Origin of the sequence: Bacillus yapensis, assembly GCF_005280205.1 — a bacterium.
Classification (GTDB): Bacteria; Bacillota; Bacilli; order Bacillales; family Cytobacillaceae; genus Robertmurraya; species Robertmurraya yapensis.
In genome coordinates, this window is the sequence record NZ_SUND01000022.1 from 1 (window position 1) to 24,245 (window position 24,245).

Annotated in this window: 17 protein-coding genes; 1 reads left to right on the forward strand and 16 read right to left on the reverse strand. The window is 34.9% G+C overall.

The genetic code is table 11. The features are described from left to right. Window positions 1-147: 147 nt before the first annotated feature. The 3 genes from FAR12_RS20555 to FAR12_RS20565 all read right to left on the reverse strand — a co-directional run bounded on the left by FAR12_RS20555 (window position 148) and on the right by FAR12_RS20565 (window position 4,354). Window positions 148-1,416 (reverse strand): mechanosensitive ion channel family protein, encoded by a 1,269-nt coding sequence (locus tag FAR12_RS20555; RefSeq protein WP_126410645.1) that lies wholly within the window; start codon window positions 1,414-1,416, stop codon window positions 148-150. A gap of 475 nt (window positions 1,417-1,891) precedes the next feature. Continuing rightward, the gene (locus tag FAR12_RS20560) at window positions 1,892-3,226 is read right to left on the reverse strand and encodes a methyl-accepting chemotaxis protein (RefSeq protein ID WP_126410646.1); all 1,335 of its coding nucleotides are present in this window, start codon (window positions 3,224-3,226) and stop codon (window positions 1,892-1,894) included. Between the two features lie 63 nt (window positions 3,227-3,289). Beyond that, the gene (locus FAR12_RS20565) at window positions 3,290-4,354 is read right to left on the reverse strand and encodes an HD-GYP domain-containing protein (RefSeq protein WP_126410647.1); all 1,065 of its coding nucleotides are present in this window, start codon (window positions 4,352-4,354) and stop codon (window positions 3,290-3,292) included. A gap of 480 nt (window positions 4,355-4,834) precedes the next feature. On the opposite strand from FAR12_RS20565, the gene FAR12_RS20570 reads away from it, so the two are divergent. Further along, complete coding sequence (locus FAR12_RS20570; protein ID WP_126410648.1) at window positions 4,835-6,388, forward strand: ABC-F family ATP-binding cassette domain-containing protein; 1,554 nt, start codon at window positions 4,835-4,837, stop codon at window positions 6,386-6,388. A gap of 73 nt (window positions 6,389-6,461) precedes the next feature. Here FAR12_RS20570 and FAR12_RS20575 read toward each other — a convergent pair whose 3' ends face one another. The 13 genes from FAR12_RS20575 to FAR12_RS20640 form a co-directional block, all read right to left on the reverse strand. Next, window positions 6,462-7,103 carry an NAD(P)H-binding protein gene (locus FAR12_RS20575; protein ID WP_126410649.1) on the reverse strand — a complete coding sequence of 214 codons (642 nt, stop codon included), beginning with the start codon at window positions 7,101-7,103 and terminating at the stop codon, window positions 6,462-6,464. Between the two features lie 97 nt (window positions 7,104-7,200). Then, window positions 7,201-9,048 (reverse strand): GmrSD restriction endonuclease domain-containing protein, encoded by a 1,848-nt coding sequence (locus FAR12_RS20580; RefSeq protein ID WP_126410650.1) that lies wholly within the window; start codon window positions 9,046-9,048, stop codon window positions 7,201-7,203. Next, window positions 9,045-10,385, reverse strand: a complete 1,341-nt coding sequence (locus FAR12_RS20585; RefSeq protein ID WP_126410651.1) for a DUF262 domain-containing protein — start codon at window positions 10,383-10,385, stop codon at window positions 9,045-9,047. The genes FAR12_RS20580 and FAR12_RS20585 overlap by 4 nt, the downstream gene beginning before the upstream one ends. 300 nt (window positions 10,386-10,685) lie before the next feature. Next, window positions 10,686-11,249 (reverse strand): competence protein ComK, encoded by a 564-nt coding sequence (locus FAR12_RS20590; protein ID WP_170972273.1) that lies wholly within the window; start codon window positions 11,247-11,249, stop codon window positions 10,686-10,688. 172 nt (window positions 11,250-11,421) lie between these two features. Then, on the reverse strand, window positions 11,422-12,453 hold the full coding sequence (locus FAR12_RS20595) for a DNA sulfur modification protein DndB (RefSeq protein WP_170972274.1): 1,032 nt from the start codon (window positions 12,451-12,453) through the stop codon (window positions 11,422-11,424). Window positions 12,454-12,455: 2 nt separating this feature from the next. Continuing rightward, window positions 12,456-13,547 carry a DNA sulfur modification protein DndB gene (locus tag FAR12_RS20600; RefSeq protein WP_126410654.1) on the reverse strand — a complete coding sequence of 364 codons (1,092 nt, stop codon included), beginning with the start codon at window positions 13,545-13,547 and terminating at the stop codon, window positions 12,456-12,458. Between the two features lie 403 nt (window positions 13,548-13,950). Next, window positions 13,951-16,389, reverse strand: a complete 2,439-nt coding sequence (gene uvrA, locus FAR12_RS20605) for an excinuclease ABC subunit UvrA (protein WP_170972280.1) — start codon at window positions 16,387-16,389, stop codon at window positions 13,951-13,953. A gap of 19 nt (window positions 16,390-16,408) precedes the next feature. Beyond that, window positions 16,409-17,500, reverse strand: coding sequence for a HesA/MoeB/ThiF family protein (locus tag FAR12_RS20610; RefSeq protein WP_170972275.1), 1,092 nt, complete (start codon window positions 17,498-17,500; stop codon window positions 16,409-16,411). Then, window positions 17,487-18,620 (reverse strand): HesA/MoeB/ThiF family protein, encoded by a 1,134-nt coding sequence (locus FAR12_RS20615; RefSeq protein WP_126410657.1) that lies wholly within the window; start codon window positions 18,618-18,620, stop codon window positions 17,487-17,489. Before FAR12_RS20615 ends, FAR12_RS20610 begins: the two co-directional genes overlap by 14 nt. 96 nt (window positions 18,621-18,716) lie before the next feature. After that, entirely contained in the window at window positions 18,717-18,905 is a 189-nt protein-coding gene (locus tag FAR12_RS20620) for a hypothetical protein (protein ID WP_126410658.1), read from the reverse strand. Window positions 18,906-19,603: 698 nt separating this feature from the next. Then, window positions 19,604-20,158, reverse strand: coding sequence for a hypothetical protein (locus FAR12_RS20630; RefSeq protein ID WP_126410659.1), 555 nt, complete (start codon window positions 20,156-20,158; stop codon window positions 19,604-19,606). A 481-nt stretch (window positions 20,159-20,639) separates the two neighbouring features. Beyond that, a complete protein-coding gene (locus FAR12_RS20635) occupies window positions 20,640-21,767 on the reverse strand; it encodes a DNA-processing protein DprA (protein ID WP_126410660.1) in 1,128 nt (375 codons plus the stop codon). Between the two features lie 15 nt (window positions 21,768-21,782). Beyond that, window positions 21,783-23,837 (reverse strand): RecQ family ATP-dependent DNA helicase, encoded by a 2,055-nt coding sequence (locus tag FAR12_RS20640; protein ID WP_126410661.1) that lies wholly within the window; start codon window positions 23,835-23,837, stop codon window positions 21,783-21,785. Window positions 23,838-24,245 lie beyond the last annotated feature (408 nt).

Here is a 24,245-nt window from a genome sequence, read left to right on the forward strand (position 1 = left end):
TCATTATATATATTCTTACTCATAATAATCCTCCGCCCATATTCATTAAATCTATTGAAACACAAAAACCCCGGATAGGGGGCACTTTTTTATCAGTGTCCGATATCCGGGGTATAGTTCAGCTAAACAGTCGGTTTTCTTTCGATTTTAATAGCTTCTTTCTTCAACCAAGTCTTTGTTATTCGGTTCTTCCACCATTTTTCTTAAATCAGCCCCAGATGGATTCTGGAACACTCTAAGTCCAAACTCAGGCGCCACTGCAAAAAGATGGTCGAAGATATCAGATTGCACAGCTTCATACACTGCCCACTCGACGGAATTGGTAAATGCATAGATTTCCATAGGCAACCCGTGTTCACTATGTTCCAACTGTCTAACGATTAAGCCCATATTCTGATTGATTCCTTGGTGATTTTTGAGGTAATGGCTGATATACGCTCTAAATACACCGATATTGGTAAGGGCCCTACCGTTCACAGGATTATCTCGATTGATTTGATTTTTGGCATTGTACTCGGTAATTTCTCTTTCCTTCTGAATAATGTAGTCAGAAAGGTAATGAACTTTTAAAAACTTCTCAATCATTTCCTCGCTGCAAAACGTGATACTACTGGTATCTATATACAAAGAGCGCTTGATTCGTCGGCCTCCTGAGCTTTGCATCCCTCTCCAGTTTTTAAAAGAATCGGAAGTAAGCGCATAACTGGGTATCATCGTAATTGTTTTATCGAAATTTTGAACCTTTACGGTGTTCAAAGAAATATCAATAACATCCCCATCGGCTCCATATTTTGGCATTTCGATCCAGTCACCCACTCGAACCATATCATTGGCCGTCAACTGAATTCCTGCCACTAGTCCTAATAAGGAATCCTTAAAGACTAACATCAAAACGGCTGAGAGAGCCCCAATACCACTTAATAGAATAAGAGGACTCTTTCCTATTAGGTTCGAGATTACTAGGATAAACCCGATCGTCATAATAATAATGTTAACTACCTGAATATATCCTTTAATCGGCTTAACCTTGGAGATTTCAAAGGTTTGATATATATCATTAAACGCATTTAGTAAACTCTGTAAAAACACTAATCCAACAATGATTGTATAGGCAATCGCCAATTTCTCAATGGTTGATTGATAGGTTGGAAAAGTTGAAGCAAAGGAATAAATAATAATCGAAGGAACAATATGGGATAGCTTTCGGAATACTTGTCTATCCAAAATGATTTGACCCCATTTGACCTTGGACCTTGTCACAATACGAGTGATGATCCTAATCACGATTTTCTTTGAAATAAAATTGGCTACGAAACAGATAAGCCCGATTAGTATGATCTTGATGATAATCGCAAGATATTCTACTAATTTAGGATCTAATTCCATATCTAACAACATATTATTAATGAATTGCATTTGTACTCCTCCGTTTTCACTTGCATCATAAGCAACTTTACGAAGAAAATATCTAGACTGTCAATTCCTACTTTATCAATCACGAAAAAATGAATCATTAGCCCCTGAGTTGCAACGATTTCGTTCGCTAGGATTAGGAAAATAGAAGTGCGCCTGCATGGCAGAAAACGCTAAAAAGGCAGCATCCCATGAAAATTAATTCCCTTTTAATAAACGAGTGCGCCACATCTGTAGACTGCCTGAAATAGACAATCTTGATGTGGCAACCATAAGCTATGGCAAGGTCTACCATAGTTATTTAAGAAACAAAAAATAGACAAGAGACCGATACTTATCTCTCGCCTTTGATTTTGTTTAAATCCTCATACTCAACTTTCGGTACGGGGTCTTCTCCGTCTATATAACACAAAACAAAATTCTCATCCAATCCACCAAGCTAGTTCATGTTAATAAATACAAATCTTTTATACTATCATTAACTTAGTTTGAACTTATTTACTTGTTGATCGATTTGCTGTATAGCCATCGTATTGTCAGATCCGACCTTTTCAAGAATTTCCAAAGTTTCTTTTTGCGTATTCATAAGTGTAAAGATATCATTTGTTTCATCTGCTAAGACATTAGAATTCGAGGAAACCTCATGTATACTCGCGGATACTTCCTCACTTCCTGCTGCTATTTCTTCAGCAATCGCAGAAATCTCTTCAATTTCACTTGTAATTTTATCAATCAGGATGGTGATTTTATCAAAACTATCCGATGTCGTATCTACTATTCTCGTACCCTCTGCTACTTCTGTTTGACTTGTCTCCATTGAAGAAACCGTTTGATTCGTTTGAGTCTGGATTTTACTAACCAACGTGGTTATTTTTTCTGCAGAGCTAGATGTTTCCTGCGCCAGTTTCCCTACTTCATTTGCCACTACAGCAAATCCTCTTCCCTGTTCTCCCGCTCGGGCGGCCTCGATAGAAGCATTTAAAGAAAGTAAGTTAGTTTGTTCTGCAATTTGTTTAATTGTATGAACAATTTGCCCAATGGAAGTAGAGTCACTTTGTAATTCTTTGATAGATTGATTTAATTCATACATAGATGACGAAATAGATTCCATTTGGTTTTTTAATTGTTGAATTACCTTTTTACCTTCATTTGACTCTATAAGGGTAAGCTGGCTATTTTCAGCAATAGAAGATGTGGAATCTGCTACTTTCGAAATACCAGCAGCCATCTCTTCAATGGCACTTGTTGTTTCTAATGAATTTTGCATTTGGGTAGTCATGGACTGATTGACATGTTTAACCACTTCAAAAATTTGTTCAGACCCTTTGTTTGTTTCCACTACAGCTTTCTCTGCATGTAGGGAGGACTCACTTAGGTATTCTGAATATACTTTCGTTTCTTCAATAATAGTTAACCAACTTGTTGAAAGATTATTTAAAGATGAAGCAATGGAAGATAGGCTACCAGCCTTCTTTTCATCCGTTTGATAAGTAAGATCCTTCTGATTTAGTTTTTCAATATGTTCATTAATCGTTTGAATCGGTTTGAGGTACTTCGCGTAATTGCGAGTTGATGAAATAATACCAACCACCATTCCGAGACTAATATTCAAAATGTAAACCGTGGCAGCATCCTTCCCAGTTAACCCAACTAAAGTGACTGTTAGAAATGATATCAGCCCCACTCCAATAAATACGGTTACCAAAGTCGTAATAAAGTATTTTACATTTACTTTTTTATTATCCGTTTTCATGTTATCTCCTTTATTGAATGAATTTAAAATCGGAAGTTGTATGTAGTTGTTTCCTTTCATCCTGATGCCAACGATATTAGGTAAGTTTTCAATAAGATAAATCCTGTTCTCTAAAGACCTACACTATTTACTTCTCTCTATTACTGCATCACATTTTACGATCATAACATTGAGAAATTCCATTAAATCTATATCATAAAACTCTTCTTTGCTTAGCTTTTTCCCATTGCCATTTATAAAAATCCTTACTTTTGGTCGTTGTGGATGTAGCTTATTATGGCCCACCACTACCCCTGTCTCTCCCGAATTAAGAATGACAGTAACCCCTATTGGATAAATGGCCACAGAGTTTTTAAAGGCATCTACCACAGCTTCATCATAACGAGTAAATGTTCTGGCTAAAATCACTTCCATTGCTTCATGGGGGAGCAAAAACTTTTTTGTAACTAGATGATCGAAGGCTTCAGCTACACTGATAATTTTCGCAAAACGGTGAATTTCACTCCCTTTTATCCCTCTTGGAAAACCAGTTCCATCCACGTTTTCATGGTGCTGATAGGCACAGTGAGCGATAAGTAGGTTGAACTCCGGCTCTCTTCGAAGTAAATGAAAGCCGGTCTCCGGATGCGCTTCCCATGAACCTTCACTCTCTGTCTGTGTTTTTCCAATGTCATGAAAAAGTGCACCAATTCCTAATACTTCTATTTCATCCTGTTTTAAACCTAAATATTTTCCCATGCAAATTGAATAAAGACTGGTATTGATGCTATGCTCGAAAAATTCATCACTTGTTGTTTGCATATGGCTGAGCATATTCAATAAATATTTTGAATCCATCAATTCTTTCATGATTCGATCAAAGACACTGGTAAGATTTCTAATAGTGGTCGCTCGAGCAATATTTGTGTTCTTTCCTATCTTGTTCTCTTTAATAGCAGTAAAAACATCGTTCAGTTTTTTTGTTGTTTCAAAACGAAGCTGGGGTGAAATGTTATCATTTACCTCTCCGATGTCGTCCGTAATCTCAGATTTAACATAAAGATGATTGATTTTTTTCTCTTTCAGCCTTCGAATAAAAGAATTTGAAAGAGTGCTTCCCTCATTAAGCAAAACCCGATTATTTTCATCAAAAATAGGCCTAGCAAGGATCAGGCCTTCTTCACAATTATTAAGAGAAACAAGTCGCATGTTATCCTCCGCAATTGGTAATGTAAGCTCAAAATTCCAATATTTTATAATTTTAGTATAGTACTTTAGTAATATGATTGAAAGAATTAAATTTTAATAATATTTACAATTTTAATAACAAATATTCCAATAATATTATTCCAAGAACTTTTCCTTCCTTCACTGCTATGCATTCCATATGTGTCAAGTCTATAAGGCAGCACATGGCATGTTGATGAGTTAACGCTTTTTAATCAAGAACTCAACCATTTCTTTCATCTTTTGTACAACTATTCCCACTTAGGAAAACCTCATATCTTACATCCTGGTTCAGTTGTATAATTGACTTAGGCTATTGTGATACACCATTTAAAAGAGGCGGAAATCCATTACCTCCAAAAACCGAATTGCATTTTCACAAAATAAATAACTTCAGGATAGAAAAAACAGTCTAAATCTAGTAAGATATCCACATGTGACAATAGATAAGGGGTTAAGAAAATGAGCGTATTAAACGTACAAAATTTAAGTCACGGTTTCGGTGACCGTGCAATTTTTAATAATGTGTCTTTTCGACTTTTAAAAGGAGAGCACGTTGGACTAGTCGGTGCAAATGGTGAAGGTAAGTCTACTTTCATGAATATCGTTACTGGGAAGCTGCAACCCGACGAAGGAAAAGTGGAGTGGTCACGAAAAGTTCGTGTTGGTTACTTAGATCAGCATGCTGTACTTCAAAAAGGGACTACGATGCGTGATGCTTTGAGTTCTGCTTTCCAATATCTTTTTGATGCTGAATCAGAAATCAATGAACTTTATGGAAAAATGGGTGATGAAGGCGCAGATATCGATGCCTTACTTGCTGAAGTTGGAGAGCTACAAGAAACGCTAGACAGTAATGATTTTTATCAAATTAATTCAAAAGTGGAAGAAGTTGCTCGTGGTCTAGGATTAGATGCTGTTGGACTCGATCGAGATGTAGATGATCTTAGCGGTGGTCAACGTACGAAGGTATTACTAGCTAAGCTTTTGCTTGAAAAGCCCGAAATTCTTTTACTAGATGAGCCTACGAACTATTTGGATGAACAGCATATCGAATGGCTGAAGCGCTATTTACAGGAATATGAGAATGCATTTATCTTAATTTCACATGATATTCCATTCTTGAATAATGTTGTTAACTTGATCTACCACATGGAAAACCAAGAGTTGAATCGTTATGCTGGTGACTATGATAACTTCGTAAAAATACATGAAATGAAGAAACAACAACTAGAGTCTGCTTACAAGCGTCAGCAACAAGAAATCGCTGATTTGAAAGATTTCGTTGCTCGTAACAAGGCAAGTGTTGCAACTCGTAACATGGCAATGTCCCGTCAGAAGAAGCTCGACAAAATGGAAGTTATTGAATTGGGGAAAGAGAAGCCGAAACCAGAATTTAACTTCAAAGAAGCTCGTGCAGCAAGCCGTTATATTTTCGAGGCTGAAGATCTGGTTATTGGTTATAACGAACCACTTTCTCGTCCTTTAAATTTGAAAATGGAACGCGGACAAAAGATTGCATTTGTTGGGGCAAACGGTATTGGTAAGTCTACTCTTTTAAAAAGTATTCTCGGGTTGATTAAACCGATTTCAGGGAAAGTGGAACGCGGTGAATATCAACACATCGGTTACTTCGAACAGGAAGTGAAAGAGTCTAACTACAACACTTGTATCGAAGAGATTTGGAGCGAGTTCCCTAGTATGAATCAGGCTGAAGTCCGCGCTGCTCTTGCAAAATGTGGATTAACGACGAAACATATTGAAAGCAAAGTCGAAGTCCTTTCTGGTGGAGAAAAAGCCAAAGTTCGTTTGTGTAAAATTATTAACACAGAAACCAATATATTAATTCTAGATGAGCCTACCAACCACTTAGATGTGGACGCAAAAGAAGAATTAAAGCGTGCTTTAAAGGCATATCGCGGAAGTATCTTAATGGTATCCCACGAACCTGATTTCTATCGTGAAATTGCAACCGATATTTGGAATTGTGAGGATTGGACAACGAAAGTATTTTAAATAATTACTGAGGGGTACCCAATGAATAAAATTTCACTTGGGCACCCCTTTTTTGCATTGCAGTATTACAAAATTATCCCTTATTGTTCAGCAATAAATCATTCATATCTTTCCAATGATATACCTTTACTTTACCAAATGGATTTTTTGCTGCGTAGATCATTGCTCTTGCAATGTTTTTTGCTTCCAGCCCTTTATAACGGCTTACTCTTCCTATGAAAAATGGGTTAAGCACTCTCCATAATGCCATCATGATTTTTTCTACCAGATGAAACTCCCCGCGGTTCCCCATAATCATGGATGGACGGAAGATATGGGTATGCTCAAAATCCAATGCAATCAAATCTCGCTCAATTTCACCTTTGATTTTCACATAGGACATTCGTGAATGTATGCTAGCACCTACTGCAGTAACCACGAATACGGATTTCGCACCCTTTTCTTTGGCGATTTGTGCAGCAAGAACCGGATAATCATGATCAATCTGTGGTGTTGTCCCACCAAGAGTAATGAACACTTCATCCGCCTCAATCTGATCCTTCAAGTCAGGCAAAGTATTAAAATCCCCGATTAGTATCTTTAGCTTTGGATGGTGGACAGGCAAGTTCCTACGAACAATGGCCGTTACTTGCAAATATTCATCATTCATCAACAATTGTTCCAGAAGATTAGATCCTAAAAACCCACTCGCTCCAAAAATGACAGCTTTTTTCATCTTAACAACTTTCTCCTCCTCTCACAATAATCCCTACTTGTTCGATGGCTTGCCTAGCCTCAGGGATGGGAAAACAATTAGGAAGGATCGCTAGCTCCTAAGAAATAAATTCTAATAACAGTTTTTTCATCTCATCACCATGATCCGTTATTTCCTTTACATTCCAATCGTCATTTAGCTTAGCCAGTTTTTCCATTAACTCAAATTTCAAACTCTGACTCGTTGAGCTGAATTCTTTGATTTTTGCGATTGGCATTAGATTTGAACGAAGTGAGTTATGTCCCCTTGCCATGATACAAAGGTTGCCAAAGTTATTAAGAGATTCATCATCGAGTCGTTCATGATTTTCAGCCTGATTAGGATTTTGAGGGTAAAAGTGTTCGACTGAATTTCGATACTTAAATTCAAAGTCACTCGCTTTAATTCGATGTTTCTTGCCCTCAATTACTTGTTGATACCAAAGTACAAAATCTAAGAAATTAAAAACATAGTTTGGCGTATGAACACCTTTATCAAAAAATGTACCGTCAACAGTCACAGCTCTAAACCGCTCTTTTGCGAAATCAAGCAATTGATTTACAAGCTGTTTCTCATCATCTTTATTATCAATCCATGAGTTCAAAATTCTTAAAATACCAAAAAGGAAGCTTTTATAGATTTGGCGCGGATCTGTCACTTGAAACATGGACTCAATTTTGACCACAATTTCTTGCGTAGCCTCATCCCCATGAAAAGTATTACGTGGTGATAATTTATTACCACTTTTGCTTGGCAATTTATACGGTTTATGCAAACTCCAATTGGAGTCATCATCTGTAGCATCATTTAAATTATCCGTTTTGATGACATAATTATCAAAAACATACCGTGTTTTCAACAGCATGTATACAAAACCTTCAACATCTTTAGCGTCCTTAATATGTGTTTCGAACTGTTCAACTAACTTCTTGTCATCCAGAGAGATTCCCTTAGACTCATTTTCCCATTTAAACCCTTCAACATTGAACAATTTCAACACATGCAACAGGAAGTTAGGAAAATTAATAATGGAATGGTATCTTCCAGTATCATCGTCATCTTTTTGTGATTTCTTATTTTGGCCTTTGTCTGAATCTCCCAAATGAATAATATCATCAATTGTTATAGAGCCTGAGAACGAGTTATCGTTTTCGTTGACTTCTTCAAATACTTTTTTTATTGAAAAATAATCCTTTGGAATAAAATCGTCCCATTTTTCGCCAAAAATCTTCTCACGAATAATTGGGTTAAAGCCAATTTGTACATATTTATCTAATCGCTGACAGGCGTTCCAGACTTCAGCAATAACCTTTCGACCCATTTCATCCGCTCCATCTAGTCTTCCTAACAAATGAGCTTTCACAATTTCATGCTTTTCAAGTTGCTCCCCACGGTTATTCATGATCTCAAAATAATGGTTAAGATCCGTATCTTTTGGCAATTCATTTTTGATCAGAATCACATTATCGATCAAGTACCGAAAATATCGTTCGTTATATTTTTCGTTATTTAACTTCTTTTTCAAGATTCGATATCCATCGACTAATTCATTCGATTCATCGAATACTTTCTCATTATTCTTTTTTAACTGCCGAAAAATATCAGTTGAGCGTTTCCGACTTTCAAAATGAAGATTAACGTGAATGTCCTCAACTAAATCTTTATAGTTAGATTCATTTTTTAGATAACAGATGAGTAATGACAATGTTGTTAATCGTTGCTGCCCATCAATGACGTTTTCCAAATCATCATGATCTTTGTGAACGACAAGTGAACCAATATAATAATTGTGATTACTATCAAGAGAATAATCATAAATGTCATCTACAAGAGTTTCTATTTCCTTATCGCTCCATGCGTATGCTCTTTGATAGATAGGAATGCTGTAGTTCCCGGTAAATATATCCCTAATACTAAAATCTTTCATTCGTTACCACCTTTAAAGTATAAGCTATGTACTTCCCCATATTTATCTTTCAATTTATTTGCATTCTTAAGTTTTTCTCGACTTGCCGATATTTCAAAATGAAGGACATCGCTAATGGAATACGATTCATTTATGTGATTAAAAAAGTTAGCAACTCCCGACTCACTATCAAGTACAAATTTATTAATCGTTTTCTTTTGCACTTGCTCGAAATTGAAACGGGGATAAAACGCATATTTAAAACTTATTTTTTCAATCGACTCTAGTTCTTTATAAGAAAATTTATCTACTAAATATAACAAAGTGGTCTTAAACAAAGAATTTACATATCGGAAATACTTACTTTTATCCAAACGGTTGATCAACTGAACAATCTCAGTTGCTTCTGTTGCACTTTGTTTTTCCCCTTCTAGACATCCTAAACGTTTAGCTAACGAATAATAATAGTCTACAAATTTAAAGAAGTACTCCCCATTAATCATTGGCTGATCAATCTGGAAAGGATAGTTCAAAGGAGGCATCGCATTAAATTTAATCATCGTTTGATTTTGCCTATTATACATATCTACAAAATTCTTAGCCATTAATAGCGATTTTGACCAATTATTATGTTTGTTATCATCAGCTTCACTTACACCCTTGAACAAATCAATATCATTATTCGTGAAACCTGCATCTTTAACAGTTTTATTTCTTGACCACTGTTTAATCCGAAAGAAATAATCAGAAAATAGGATGTAGATATGCTCAGGTTTAATGTTTTCCCATAACGCAACCATCTCTAATTTTTTCTCTTCGTTTCCTGTTAATTCTCGCAAATGATAGGCCTTTAATAAATCAGTAGGATACAAGGCTTTCCCACGGTTATTGGATGAGTCAAATAATTGAAATGCCTCGTCCAATTTATTCAATTCCAAAACTAAAACTGTACAATTCTCTAAAAAATAGTCTTCAAGAATATCTTTTACTTTAGGATTTCGCTCGAAATATTCTGCAATGATTTTGAAATTATTTTTGACATTTTCCATTGTTTTTTCGTGCTTTGGAATTTCCAGTTTAATTAGTTTATGGGTATCCTTAGACTTTAAAAATCTAGAAATAAGCAGGCTCGTGATAATCCGTTGTTGCCCATCAACAATATCTAATTTCTCATTCTTATGTAAAATGATGGTTCCTATTCGATATTCAGGATACTTAGAGAACTTGACGACATCATCTAGAAGCTGGACAACATTCTTTGCGGTCCATGTGTATGGTCTTTGATATTCTGGAATAAACAAATTAAATTCTAACAATTCCTTTATGTTTATTACGGAAGTTTTTACTTGTTGGCTCATTCAGCTACCTTCCTTTAAAGCAAATTATATATTTCAGATTATATCAAATTCAAAATAGTTTAAGTTGTTGAGTTTCCTTCAAAAAAAACTAGACCCTCGAAAACACTGATTATACAGCGTATTTAAGAATATTTGTTTCTATTCTCTGACGAGTGGTGCTACCGTCCCAACATGTGTAGTTGTGTATATACAGAACCACGCCCTCATGGGCTACCATGAGGGCGTGGTTTCTCTAGCCAAAATATAACATCTTACTAGCATAATTCAGCATCCTTATTTAATAGAAAGATACTATTTTTCTTATCTCTCCTCTTCACTACCTCTACACTCATACTTCCCCATCTCTTCCACAATGACCCAGCGTTCCTCAGGCACTTGATCATATTTCAATGCTCCCTTGGTGTTCCGCAAAATCATATCCCTCAAATCCGCAGCACACCCACGTTTGTTCCGAAAAGAAGATTCCCGCATTTTGATATCAATCTCATGCCCATATTTCAAGAACACCTTCGTGTCCTTAAGACTTAGTAGTTTCGTATTCTCTACATGATTTAACACAAACCATACGCAGTTCTCTTTTTTATATGACTTTGAAGGAAATATCCAGATGTCCAATGAAGCATCAATTTTGATTGGGTACATTTTTCTATTTCGACCTAATAGCTTCCGTGAACTTTCAAGTGCCCCCTTAAAGCTTGAGCCATAGCTAGTCAGTGTATTATCAATGAGTTTAAGTGGGGACATTGCAACCAAGAATTTATCATTACCTTCAATCACAAATGTGAATAGCACTCCATTTTCATAATAGATTCCGTAGAATAGGACAGTCTTTGCATTAATCAAATAGTTTTCTCTAATCACCATTTTAGTTCCCTCTTTCGTTTGTTTGTTTTTCATCACATCTTAGATCTATAATTTTTTTACGAAAAAGGGTATACTAACTTAAGGTTGGTATACCCAACTGACGAATCCCATAGGTACTGTCTTCCCGGACGGTGTTACCTATGGGGTTTTTATTTTATTCTTCACATTCCACTCACCTCCCTTGTACCTCAAGCCAACGCACGATTTTTACTAGATTTGCTTTGTCATTTGCCAAATAGTAGTAACCGCCTCTAGTTGAGCCTTTAAACTCTTTCCAAATTGTATTCTCACTACTAAAATTGATATCTTTCAATCTACGCATTCTCTTAACCATTTCTTTTTTTCGCTCTTCAAATGGATATTTCCCCAAGCCTTTATTCGCAAAAAGGGCAACACTCAGTAGCAATGGATGATTCGCCAACATTGATACCTGAATATCTCCGATTCGTTCCGGTGGATAGAGTCGGAATAATTCATGAAACCAAACATTAATTAATTCAACATACTCTTCTGCCACTAGAAACGTTTCAAACTTCTCATTCTCACTCGTATTAATAGTCATATTTCCAGTTATAAAGGTTCCCACAATTTGACGCAGATGTGTCAAAGAAAGGAGCTTTTTGTTCTTAGGTCTTACGACTGCCACTTTCTCAATTTCAACACCAGCTAATTTTAACTGTGTATTCGCTTTCAAAATAGTGTTGGTGATAATGTTCAGTTCACTTCTCGAATCAAAGGCTATCCGTTTGGATAGTGCTACCTTTTTTCCTTTTGTATTCAGATCGATATATAGTTGATCCAATTCCTCTTCTGATAACCCTTCAAAAATTTGAATGGCCACTTCCGTATGTTGGATAAAATGAAGCAACTTATATCCTTTTTTCATTTCTTCAGGATTGTCACTTTTTGCCGCCCTATAACCCAATTCTTCAATTTGACAAAGGGCGGCTAGTCTTTGATTGCCATCAACTATCGTGAATTCCAAAGGTTTCTTTGTCCCAAGACTAGCTACATTCGCGACCATTGGTGGAAAATAGATTTGTTCATTCACTACATTTTCCAATATATATTTCTTAATAGCTCTTACATGCAGTTTGTTTAGATGGCGTAATTTCACTTGCCCATCATGAACTAAAGCTGCTAGCTCAGTTATCGAATACGTTGTAATCAACTGTCTTTTCGTAAAAACATCGTTGAGGATCACGTTCATCCAATCCTTTCTTTAGTTAAAATGCCTAAAAATCTCACAACTGTTCTTTGGATTGAAGTCGACGATGAGTGATGTGTGATTCTTCTTTTTGATGCGTCGTAAATATGGGAAAAGAGTGGGTCATCATGTTGCCACTTGCAGTATGGTTTAAGATTCTGAAGCTGCTGAATGGCTTCTAGGTGAGGAATACCATGTTTCTTGTTGAGTTCATGGACTGTAAGGGCCAATGCAACCTGAATTCCGGTCAAGCCTGTCACATATTTTTTGCGGTTGGCCATTTGTTTTGGGAATAACTTCACCCATGATTCAAAGAAAGCCAACGAGATGTTCATTACTTCAACCGGTTTATAGTTACCAAAATTCGGTTCCCCTTTTTTGACACTAATATATCCTTCAAATAGGGCGAGCAGGCATCTTTTCATTATCGTAAGTGAAGTAACTGCCGAATTCTGATGTGTTAGTCTAGATAACTCTTGTTCAATTTCAAAATGATTCTCCAGTTGATTCGCAACTTTTCTCGTCAATTCCGTATAGCTATCGCGATGATCGTATTTCATAATAAGTCCACTATGTGCTTCTTTTCGCTCCGTATTAATGTCCGTAAACATCTGCTTCTCATTTTCCGTAGTGAGATCCAAATACACCTGCATCGCTACTGGATAATCTCTTAACTTTTCTATGTACTCTTGAATGGTCTGGGCTTCTATCACATCTCCAACTTCTTCAGATGCTTCTTTTTGTGATTGTAAATGGCTTAAAGCAGACTTTAAGGCAGCCGCACGATGCTGGCCATCTAGGATGAACAGCTTACTTCCCGGTTCCATCTCCCAGCCACGGTCAGTTTGTTTAATTGCTCCCCTAGCTGAAAAGATAAAAGGTGAAAAGTAAAACTCCATAGATTTCAATGAATCTAAAATAAATTGTCTTATTTCCCCTCTTCGAATTGGGTCCAAATTTCGTTGCACTTCAGGGTCTACTTCAAATATGGAGTCAAGTGTAGCGAAACGGAGTTGGGTCGCTAATACTCTTTTGCCAAATTGATTATAACCGATTCCATCAATGATTGATTTAAAGTCAATATTCGACACGATTCTCACCTCAAGAACATTATAATTTTTTCCAAATATGAATGTAAATGCTATTCTTTTGTGTTGCGTACACGTAACACTATTCATCGATTTGATTTTTCATCCCGTTTTCTCCACAATATTGACATGCCTTTTATTACAAGGGTAAAATTTAATATTTCTTTTCAAAAAATAGCTCAATTGGCTCGATTCACCTAAAAATCTGGCAAAAAAATAGCGATTTAATCCTACTAACATAGGATTAATCGCTATTTCCGAACATTTTTTGACAAAATTCACAGAAGCTTCATAATAATCATGTCTTCTATTCTTCGAATTCAAGTACTCCATCTACCTATAGGTATAACACAGGCTTTACAGCATCTTTAAAATTATCTTTAGAAAAGATACAACCCACAAATTATTAGATATTAGGTCTGAAATTCACGTAAGTATGTAAGCAAATCCCTGTTAAAGATTCCTTAATCTTAACAATGTCTTCTGGAGTACCCTCAGCTACGATATTTCCGCCAGCAGAACCACCTTCAGGTCCAAGATCAATAATGTAATCTGCACACTTGATCAAATCCAAATTATGCTCGATCACGATAACCGTATTTCCCTTATTAACTATTTTATCAAAAATCGAAATCAATCTTTTTATATCATCAAAATGCAGACCAGTGGTCGGTTCATCAAATATAAATACATCATTTCCAGAATCCTGTTGATAAAGATAGCTTGCCAGTTTTACTCTTTGGGCTTCTCCTCCGGATAGCGTAGTGGAGGGCTGCCCTAATTTAATATAGCCCAGTCCAACATCAACAAGAGCTTTAAGCTTCCTTACGATTTTCACTTCACCTTCAAAAAACTTTAACGATTCCTCTGACGACATTTCTAAAACATCAGCAATGGACTTCCCTCTAAATTTTAATTGAAGGATGTCTTCTTTATATCGCTTTCCCTTACATTGTGGACATTTAACGTATAGATCAGAAATAAAACCCATGTCAAACTTTATATAACCTTCACCTTTACATTCCTCACATCGACCACCTTCAACATTAAAGCTAAAGTCGCTTTTCTTAAAAGGCTTTTTATTAGCTTTAGAAACTTGTTCAAATAATTCACGGATATCATCAAATACACCTATGTATGTTGATGGTGTGGAGCGAGGAGTTCTTCCAATAGGTGTTTGAGTTACTCGTACAACTCTTTTTACTTTTTCTGTGCCCTCAATTCTACTGTACGGGCTTAGACCCACCTTGGAATTCTCTTTATTTTTATCACTTAATGCTTTATATAATATTTCATTAACAAGTGTACTCTTTCCTGATCCTGACACACCCGTAACCGCTGTAAAAATCCCTAAAGGGAAATTCACATCAATACCTTTTAGATTATTTTCTTTACAATTATAAATAGTAACTTTATCTCTTAACTTTCTTCTATTCCTAGGAACTTCTATAGTTTTCTTCCCTGATAAATACTGACCAGTCAGTGAATTTTTATTATACCTGACTTCATTCGGAGTTCCCATTGCTAGTATTTCCCCACCGTCAATTCCAGGTTTTGGTCCTATATCTACAAGGTAATCTGAAGCCATAATTATTTCCGCATCATGTTCTACTACAACAACTGTATTACCACCGTCTACTAACCTTCTTAACAATTGGATAAGTCTCTTATTGTCCCTTTCATGTAAACCTATGGATGGCTCATCTAATACATATAGAACACCTGACATATCGGAACTGATTTGACTAGCTAACCTCAAGCGTTGGATCTCACCACCTGATAACGTAACAACTGACCTATCCAATGTTAAATAAGAAAGGCCGCTTTCTTTCAAAAAATAGAGTCTTTTAATAATTTCGTCAACTATTAAAGAACCTACTTGTTTTTCAGCCTCATTCAATTTTTCTAAAAATTGTTGGTTAAAAAAAACAAGTGCATCTCCCACTGATTGCCGAGTTATTTCTCCAATATTTAAGCCAAAGACTAAAACCTCTAAACTATCTTTTCTTAATTTGAATCCATTACAATTTGAACAATTTTTTTCAAGCATATATTTTTTTAGATTCTCTCTCTTACTCTCAGACGGAGTTTCACTATACATATTGCTTATATCTTTTACGACTCCTTCAAAACTAACAGAGCGTGTTCTAGTTTTACCCTGATAATTTTTATAAGTGATCTTAAATTTCTTCTCAGAAATCCCATAAAGAAGTTTTTGTATGAAATTTTCATCCAAATTTTCAAGTGGTTTATGTAAATCAATGTTAAAATCTAGACTAACTTTTTCTATTAATTTCGTATAGTATTGACTTTTTTCTTCTCGCCAAGGTAAAACCGCACCATCCATTAAGGAAAGCCTTCTGTTCAGTAAGAGCTCGGGCTCAATTTCTAAAATCGTTCCTTTTCCTTTACAATATTCACAAATACCATACGGGCTATTAAAAGAAAAATGTTTAGGTTCTAGTATTGTTTTATTCCCATTCTTGTCTTTACCAATTCTTGCAAAAAGAAGCCTTATATAATTGTGAATTTCTGACATAGTAGCAACAGTAGAGTTTGGATTTCTATTTGTGTTATTTTGACTTAGCGAAATAGCAGGCGACAGACCTTTAATAGAATCGACATCTGGTTTTGGTAGTTGATCAAATGCTTGTCTATTATTAAATGACAATGCCTCAATAAATTTCCTTTGTCCTTCTGCAAAAATAGTGTCAAAAGCCAAAGATGATTTACCTGCACCTGATACCCCTGTAATGACTGTTAATTTATTTTTAGGTATTTTCACACTGATATTTTTTAGGTTATTTGTTCTTGCACCTGTAATTTGAATAAAATCATTATCAATCACCTTAACTAACCTCTTTTCAGCAGAATTTTCCGTTAACACCACACCATTCACAATTATCATCATGGGAAATGTCCATATAACTAATATTCATAGAATAAATATCAAACTCTCCACGTCTATTAATATTAGCTGGCAAAATTACTTTACTTAAAACCTTAATTGCTTCCATTGCAGCTATACTAGCAGATATAGCACACAGGGGACCAAAGCTTCCTATTTTCCGATTTTCTATATGTAATTTTCTTATATTTGAAATATCAATTTTATTAATTTCATTCAGCTTTGTTTCAAAACACTTTACACAAGCGGATTGAAACGGAAGAATCGTTTGGCCTATTAAAGATAAGTGCAAATTATAACCTCCAGCAATAATATGCGGTACACCATACTTCATACAACTTTCACCTATCCATAATGTCGTTTGATCAACAGTTGGTTTATCTGCACAGTTAATAACTAAACTAGCTTCTTTTGCAAATTCTTCAATTCCAGATTCGTTAATGTATTTATAGACCTTTTCTACAGAAATTTCCGAATCAATCTCATGTAAATTTCTTTGTACGATATCGATTTTATTCTCACCTACATCATCCAGAGTAAAACCTATTTGTCGATGTAAATTTGTAATTTCGACAATATCAGCATCTATTAATGTAAATTTTTTTACTCCAGACTGTGCAAGTTGATAAGTAACCCAAGTTCCAACAGCACCTAGACCCACAATTACAACATGAGAACTTCTTATGTTATTCCAAGCATGAATTTTTTCATCATACACTGAGACATAATCCTCAATAAAATTTAATACTCGTCTAAAGCGCTGATAATCTTCTTTGTACCATTCTTTATCGGCATCAATAATAACATTTTTTCTTTCCAAAAATTTCAACATATTGATCATGTTTTTTTTTGCTAAAATATCCAATTCATATTCTTGGCAAATTTCATCAATACCTCTTGTTCCATCCAAAGACAAAATAAGGTTAATAACATTCTGATTTGGTACCTTCATTATTACTTGTCTCCGCGTATTAGTCAGAAAAAATTCAATTGTATTAATATCATGTACGACTGAGGAAACAGATGATCTAACTTTAGGCTTTTTCATATACAATCTCTCCACATGTTTTGCAATTTTCATCTCTCTTCACATCTAAATAATTGATATCAAGAGTATCAAATAAGAATTCTCCCCTCGATTTACTATAATTTGTAAAATCTGTTAGTCCAGCAATATACTTGATAATTTCGATAACAGCATAACTCGCAGAAAGCAATGACATACTAGACAGTCCACCAATTTCCAGATGACGTTCCTTAACTGGGTGTGGACTAGGTTTCCAATCTTTTAGAGCTTCTTTAAAATAGTCTGCATAACAATCTACACAAGGAGTTAACCCAGGAATAATCAGCTCTCCAGTACTTGCAAGGTGAGCATCAAATCCACCAGCTATATAATGGGCCTTTTTTTGACTAATACATTCACGAGAAATTTTTAGTGAAGTATGACCAATATACGGCTCATCTGCAGTATTAATAATGAAATCCGCCTTATCAATTACATTCGTAATTAATGTTTCTGGCGTTAAGTATTGATAATATTTCGTTATATTAATTTTTGGATTGATTTTAGCTAAAGATGCCTCAAGAGCATCAAGCTTTGGAATACCAGCAAATTCTTCTTTATAGTATATATGGCGAGTAATGTCTGACTTTTCGACAACATCACCGTCAAATAATATAAAATTTCTGACTCCACACATTGCTAGCTCAGTGGCAATCCACCCTCCCACAGCACCACAACCAAAAATCAAAATGCAGGAATTTTCAATTTCTCTCTGTGCTTCATACTTTCGAACAACCCCAGGTAAAAAATCACCAAAAAAGTTAATTTGTCTATCATATCGTTCTTTTGACTCATCAGATATATATGAACTGTGAACATTTTGTTTATTTTCTACAATAATTCCTTTTTGAACTAAGAGTAAAAGAACTTGTTTAATAGCATCAATGTCTATTATCTTTTCAATTCTTTCTTCAAGTTTTTTCTTAATATCCAATATCGATTTTTTTCCATCTATACATTCAATTAATAACACCGTAAACTTATTAGCTTTAAACTGAATTTGTTTTCTTGTATTCATAAAGTATATTTGAAGAATCTCTTCACCAATCAAATATACATCTATACCATCTCTAATTTTATATATATCTGTTTGATTTATCATATGTTGCAATTTCCTCCCATAAAGTTACAACCGATTTCAATTTAAATATATAAAAAGCCTTTTGTATTATTACAAAAGGCTTCTTATACATCAATTTTAGTATTGAACAACCCCAGAGTTAACTTCCAAAAATGCTCCCCATTCTTCTTCGGTTGCCACTTGGTTATTACGTGTACAAACACGTGTACAGCAATCGGAACGATTACCAGAACAACCATCACTATATTTAGTTAATACTAATGATTCTTCGATCTCCTCAAACAAGAAATCCTCTGCTTTTAACAAAATAAAACACCTCCGGAAGAATAGATATAGACTAATAGGTAAATAGTTACAATTCCATAATATGATAATTAGTTACACTTTTCAACATTTTCTGATTGTTATTTCAGGTCTTTTTTCGCACTCTACAAACAACGCCTTGCTATGAATTTTCTTGACATGTACTAAGTTGCGCCAATGTCGAAAGAAATAGCTAATCTTTTTCTCCCATCATGTATTTCATCATCAACAATAGGCCACATTTAATAAGGATACAAGTTACCAATCATTCTTCCTAATTCTCTTGTCTATAAGAATTGCAAATATATATAAAGGTGCTTGCAGATTTTGTAATGGAACTGTATTTTCTAGATGCACATATTTTAAAGCTTTCTCAATTTCACCTTTTAAAATAGATCGATTTGTTCTATTTAACTTTAACTGATTACTTTTAGTTGTATAATAGAACTCACCACCCCTTATCTGTTTGAAACCGCTCCTTCAAACTCTCTTATTCTCTCCCCAATTGCTTCTATTCTCTTGTTACCGCCAAATTCATAGTAAGAATGATTCATTCCTACAAACCCTCCAACTTAATTGAATTTCTACTTGAAATCTCGTCCATTATTCTTCAAATCTTAAAGATTTAATAAATAAATCATGTAACATCCTCATATCGATACTGAATATATGCAAACTCTTTTTCTATAAAAACTCCTTTATTAAGACCTAATTTGCCATAAAATTAAATCCAATTTCTTTAATGAAGTTAATTCTTTATTATTAAATTTCTCATCGAATAACTTTACTGCTAATCTCCCTTCTTCGGAGGTTAAAAAGGTGATGTACCATTCCTCTATGCTGTTATATTTATCAATAATCTTCTTCATTCTATTTTTATCATAATATGAAGGAGGACTAATTCTTAAGTTCTTTAATACCACTGAATCCCAGACAGGCTTTGATGGATTAACGGTCGCAACCAATTTACTAGCGAATGATGCTTCTACTCTCCCCAATTCATTATATAAGTACTTTAGTGTACTCTCAAAAGAGGGTTCTGTAACTTTACTCTTCTCTAAAAATTCATAATATGTATCATAGAAAGCCCTTGGCCTTTGTCTCATCCTATAATATCCATTATAGATTCTTTGAAATTCCTCACTTTTATTAACGTTAACATTATAAAACATTGTTTGGATTCTTATATATTTTTCTAGCCCGGGTCCAACTTTGTTTAGAGATTCACTTATTATTTCTTGATTTAATGTTAACACCGATTCACTTCCTCAGTATTTAAGTTTGACTATAAAAATGGTCTGATCCTTTAAAAAGAATCAGACCTCTCTATTTCCAACTACAGCAGCTAACTCTCCAGGTTATAAATAGTTTACCATCATAGCAATTTTGACCTTATCCTACCAGTCAGAACCCTGCTATATAAGCTCTTTACAAATTGAATAGGCTGTTTTTTCAGGAGAATGGTAGCAATCCTTGCTTTCCCTTCAACTAAATCTTTTCTATCCTCAAAGTGCTCTAATAAATATCTGAAATTGTCTATTTTATACGCTCCTTATCACTAATAATTAATTCCATTCTTGACAAGTGCTTCTGACTTGCCTCAATGATATAGTATTTATGATTATTCAATTCTTAAGTTTCTAATTGAGGAGAGCTTCTTTCTTGGTTGACCACTGACAAATGGAGCCTTCTCCAGAGTCCTGCTATAATGTAATAGTGATTTCATTTTTCGAATATTCAAAGTTTCATTTCTAACTGCTCTTGTGCCAAAGAATCTTGTAATGTACGTTGATTATCAAGTCTAGATCCTTCATAGTTCTTGTAGTACTTAGCTGATATTTCAAGAAACTTTTTTTCTATCACTTCTTTCTCCATACCTTTTGCAATAGCAAGTTGAACAAGTGAAACTATCTTCTCATCAATCTCTGATTGAGTCTTCATTTTGGTAGAGTCACTCTGCTTAAATATTTCTTCAAATGACGAGAATTGTTTTGCATTCCCATCAACTTTCAATTTTTCTACCCCTTCACTGTTACCTAAAACAAATAGAGGCGACCATTGATGTTTAATATTTTCCAATACACCTTCCCAGGTACCACTTAATTTCTTTCCTGATATTTTTGATGAAGTTACGAGTACAGCATTAGATGGTGCATGGATAAATTTATTACGCTGCATTGCATAAGATCCAGAAAATGGTGCATCAAGCCTTTGAGCAGACATTAAAAGCAGTTGGCCATTAGAAATATAATTTCGAATCGTACTCTTTTTAACCCATTTCGCAAGCCCTTCTGCAGGAAAGACTATGGCTTTTCCACCGTTTTCTAATGATGCTTCTACTGCTGTTGTATCGACACCTTTTGCCCCGCCTGATATTATTACTACTCCATTTGAAACTGCTTTTTTTGCAATCTCAGCTGTCTGAGATAGTTCATCAGCATTTGCATCTCTAGCTCCTACAACGCCTAATATAGGATGCGATAGTATTGTTGTGTCTCCTACATAATAGAAAAAGGCTGGTATAAAGTTTTGGGTCAACTTTTTTAAAGAAATTGGCATCTGAGCTCGAAACATAATTCCATATCCCTGATGGACAATTTCCTTTAGTTCTAACATTGAAATACCAAGCTTTTGTCGAGCTGCTATTTTTTTAACAATTTTAATTTTTTGTGCTTCTGTTGCTTTTGTTAAAGCCTTTAGTAATTCACTAGGCGTTATTTTAAACAATACCTCTGGCTGCATTTTTTGCTCACTTAATGATTTTACAACTGTGTTCCATTCTATTATTGTTAGTGGAGTTGTCTTTGTCTGTGCCAATTGCGCACAAAATAAATAAGTAGCAATTTCGTTATTTGTAAATTGCATTATGCACACCTCTTTTTAATCACTACCACTTGTATCCGCTAGGGCAAACGGCGTTATAGTAATATCTTCATACACTTCACCAAGTAAATCTGTGGCAATTGAAAAAGTCCATCTTGAATCTACAAAATCGTCTACTAAGAGTATATCCTTATTATTTATGTTTACATGGTTCTGTATATATAAATGATCCCGAATACTTTGCTCTTGTAGACGACTATTTAGAAGTGATTTTTGCTCTGGTTCATTTATTCTTTTAGCAAGAATTTCAATATACTTACATTGTAAAGTGTTTGCAAGTCGTTCTGCAAACTCTGGAACAAGTTTTGGTCTTCGGTTCGAAGGAATTGGAACTATTACTAATTCTTTTATATCAATTTCTTTTTCTCTTAAGAAGCGTCTTAACTTATCGGCTGATGCATTGACAAGTACATCAGAGAATTTGTTGTTAACGTATTTACCACGACGCGCCTCCTGCCCAAGTTGTTCGTGATAATAACTTAAAGCCAGCCCCTCTTCATGTATAAACTCTAGTTTCTTATTTGTTACTGCGGATCTTTTACGAGGTTCAATTAAAATATAATTCTTATCGAAAAACTGAGAAACCTTAGCAATATCATCGCTAACAAGAACGTCATTAGTTAAATCCCAAGCACCTCCAAGGCATGTACTACATTTTCCACAACTTTTGGAATTAGGGTCATCCAGTGCACTTGTTAAATAAGCCATTTGACATTCCTTTGTTTGTTGAAAATCGAGTAATTCTTGATATTCACGAACCTTCATATCAATAACAGAATTATAGTAGCTCTGTTGCGAAATATAAGGTTTTAATGTTCTGAAATATCTGGACCTCGAATCCTTTCCAATAAATCCTTCAATTAATAATAATTTCAAAATTTGGTCTAGAGTAGACGACTTGATATTCATCTCTTGTTCAAGCGATGACTTCTTAACCTCATCGTTTTGGTTTAAGAAATGGAGCACCTGATTAATATGTTCTTGCTTAGGGAAGGAATTATATATAAAATATTCATTAATTTTATTTTCTTCCTCTCCACCATAAAGAAGTACACAAACAGCTTGATCTATACCTCGCCCTGCTCGACCAATTTGCTGATAATGCTCAACAACAGATTTTGGTGTGTAATAATGAATGACAAAGCTAATATCCTCCTTATCATAACCCATACCAAGTGCAATAGTGCAGACTAGGACTCGAAGCTCGTTACTACTTAGTCTATTTTCAAGATCAATTTTTACTTCTTCATTAAGACCACTATGATAGGCACTAGCATTAATTGCATTTTGTCGAAGCCATATCGCAAGACGTTCGCACTCTTTAATTGTTGTAGCATAGATAATCCCTGACCCTTCTAGCCATTCTAAGTTCTTCGCTATCCATGCATACTTTTCTTCTGCAGTCGGTAGAAATACCTTGTGTAGATATAAAGATTCTCTTTGTAAATCTCCACGAACAATCTCACATTCACCTAGTTGTGCCGCTATATCCTCAATGACTCGATTATTTGCTGTTGCCGTAGTAGCTAAAACTGCAATATTTTCTGGTAATATTTCAAGAAGGTGATGAATCCGCCTATAGTCTGGTCTAAAATCATGTCCCCAATCTGATATACAATGTGCTTCATCAACAACGAATAAGCCTATTTCAAGTTGTGATAAAAGCCTAACAAAATCTTCATTTTGTAGTTGCTCTGGTGTAATAAAAAGGACATCACATTCTCCATCATTACATCGATTAACAACATCGGCCCTTTCTTCTTTTGTCTTGTTAATTTGACTGTTAATACATTCTGCAACAATTCCATACTTTTCTGTACTATCAATTTGATTTCTAGTCAAGGCTAACAAGGGACTAATAATGAGCGTAACACCTTCTCCACGTTGCCGCAAAATCTTCGTTGCAAGGAAATAAACTAAACTTTTTCCCCAACCTGTTTTTTGAACAACAAGGACACGTTTTTTGTTTAAAATACTGTTAATTGCTGTCTCCTGACCATCACGAAAAGTTGCATTAGCTCCAAACACATTTTGTAATTCCTGTAAGTACATTTTCTTCTCCCTTTCTCAGATGACCCTGTATTAGTATTAACTCGTCTCTACTACTTAAAAAGTAATAAACTCTCCGTGCACTTAATTAAAAGTGTAAAAGCTAAAGCCTCCATCTCTTTAATTCACTCAAATAAGTCATGTTCTGTTCTGTCTGAATTCTCCCCCGGTTGTGATATATTGTTATGTATAAAATCTGATTATATAGGAAGCTCATTATCTACAAATCCATAAACTTCTAAATCCTCGCCCGCTGCACCGATTGGATACTCCTTAGGAAACTAATCTTGCCAATTCATTATTCACCCTCCATAGTTAACAGAAAATCAAACACATTAATACATTTTGTAATATTTTACATCATTTTTAATAGTCAGTATAGTCAATAAAATCCTAAAGTTTTCAAGACTA

Excerpts from the sequence above, each read along its gene's own strand:
- FAR12_RS20555 (WP_126410645.1), bottom strand. The coding sequence starts at position 1,416 with ATGCAATTCATTAATAATATGTTGTTAGATATGGAATTAGATCCTAAA.
- FAR12_RS20560 (WP_126410646.1), bottom strand. The coding sequence starts at position 3,226 with ATGAAAGGAAACAACTACATACAACTTCCGATTTTAAATTCATTCAAT.
- FAR12_RS20565 (WP_126410647.1), bottom strand. The coding sequence starts at position 4,354 with ATGCGACTTGTTTCTCTTAATAATTGTGAAGAAGGCCTGATCCTTGCT.
- FAR12_RS20570 (WP_126410648.1), top strand. The coding sequence starts at position 4,835 with ATGAGCGTATTAAACGTACAAAATTTAAGTCACGGTTTCGGTGACCGT.
- FAR12_RS20575 (WP_126410649.1), bottom strand. The coding sequence starts at position 7,103 with ATGAAAAAAGCTGTCATTTTTGGAGCGAGTGGGTTTTTAGGATCTAAT.
- FAR12_RS20580 (WP_126410650.1), bottom strand. The coding sequence starts at position 9,048 with ATGAAAGATTTTAGTATTAGGGATATATTTACCGGGAACTACAGCATT.
- FAR12_RS20585 (WP_126410651.1), bottom strand. The coding sequence starts at position 10,385 with ATGAGCCAACAAGTAAAAACTTCCGTAATAAACATAAAGGAATTGTTA.
- FAR12_RS20590 (WP_170972273.1), bottom strand. The coding sequence starts at position 11,249 with ATGGTGATTAGAGAAAACTATTTGATTAATGCAAAGACTGTCCTATTC.
- FAR12_RS20610 (WP_170972275.1), bottom strand. The coding sequence starts at position 17,500 with ATGAAAAAGCCTAAAGTTAGATCATCTGTTTCCTCAGTCGTACATGAT.
- FAR12_RS20615 (WP_126410657.1), bottom strand. The coding sequence starts at position 18,620 with ATGATAAATCAAACAGATATATATAAAATTAGAGATGGTATAGATGTA.
- FAR12_RS20635 (WP_126410660.1), bottom strand. The coding sequence starts at position 21,767 with ATGCAATTTACAAATAACGAAATTGCTACTTATTTATTTTGTGCGCAA.
- FAR12_RS20640 (WP_126410661.1), bottom strand. The coding sequence starts at position 23,837 with ATGTACTTACAGGAATTACAAAATGTGTTTGGAGCTAATGCAACTTTT.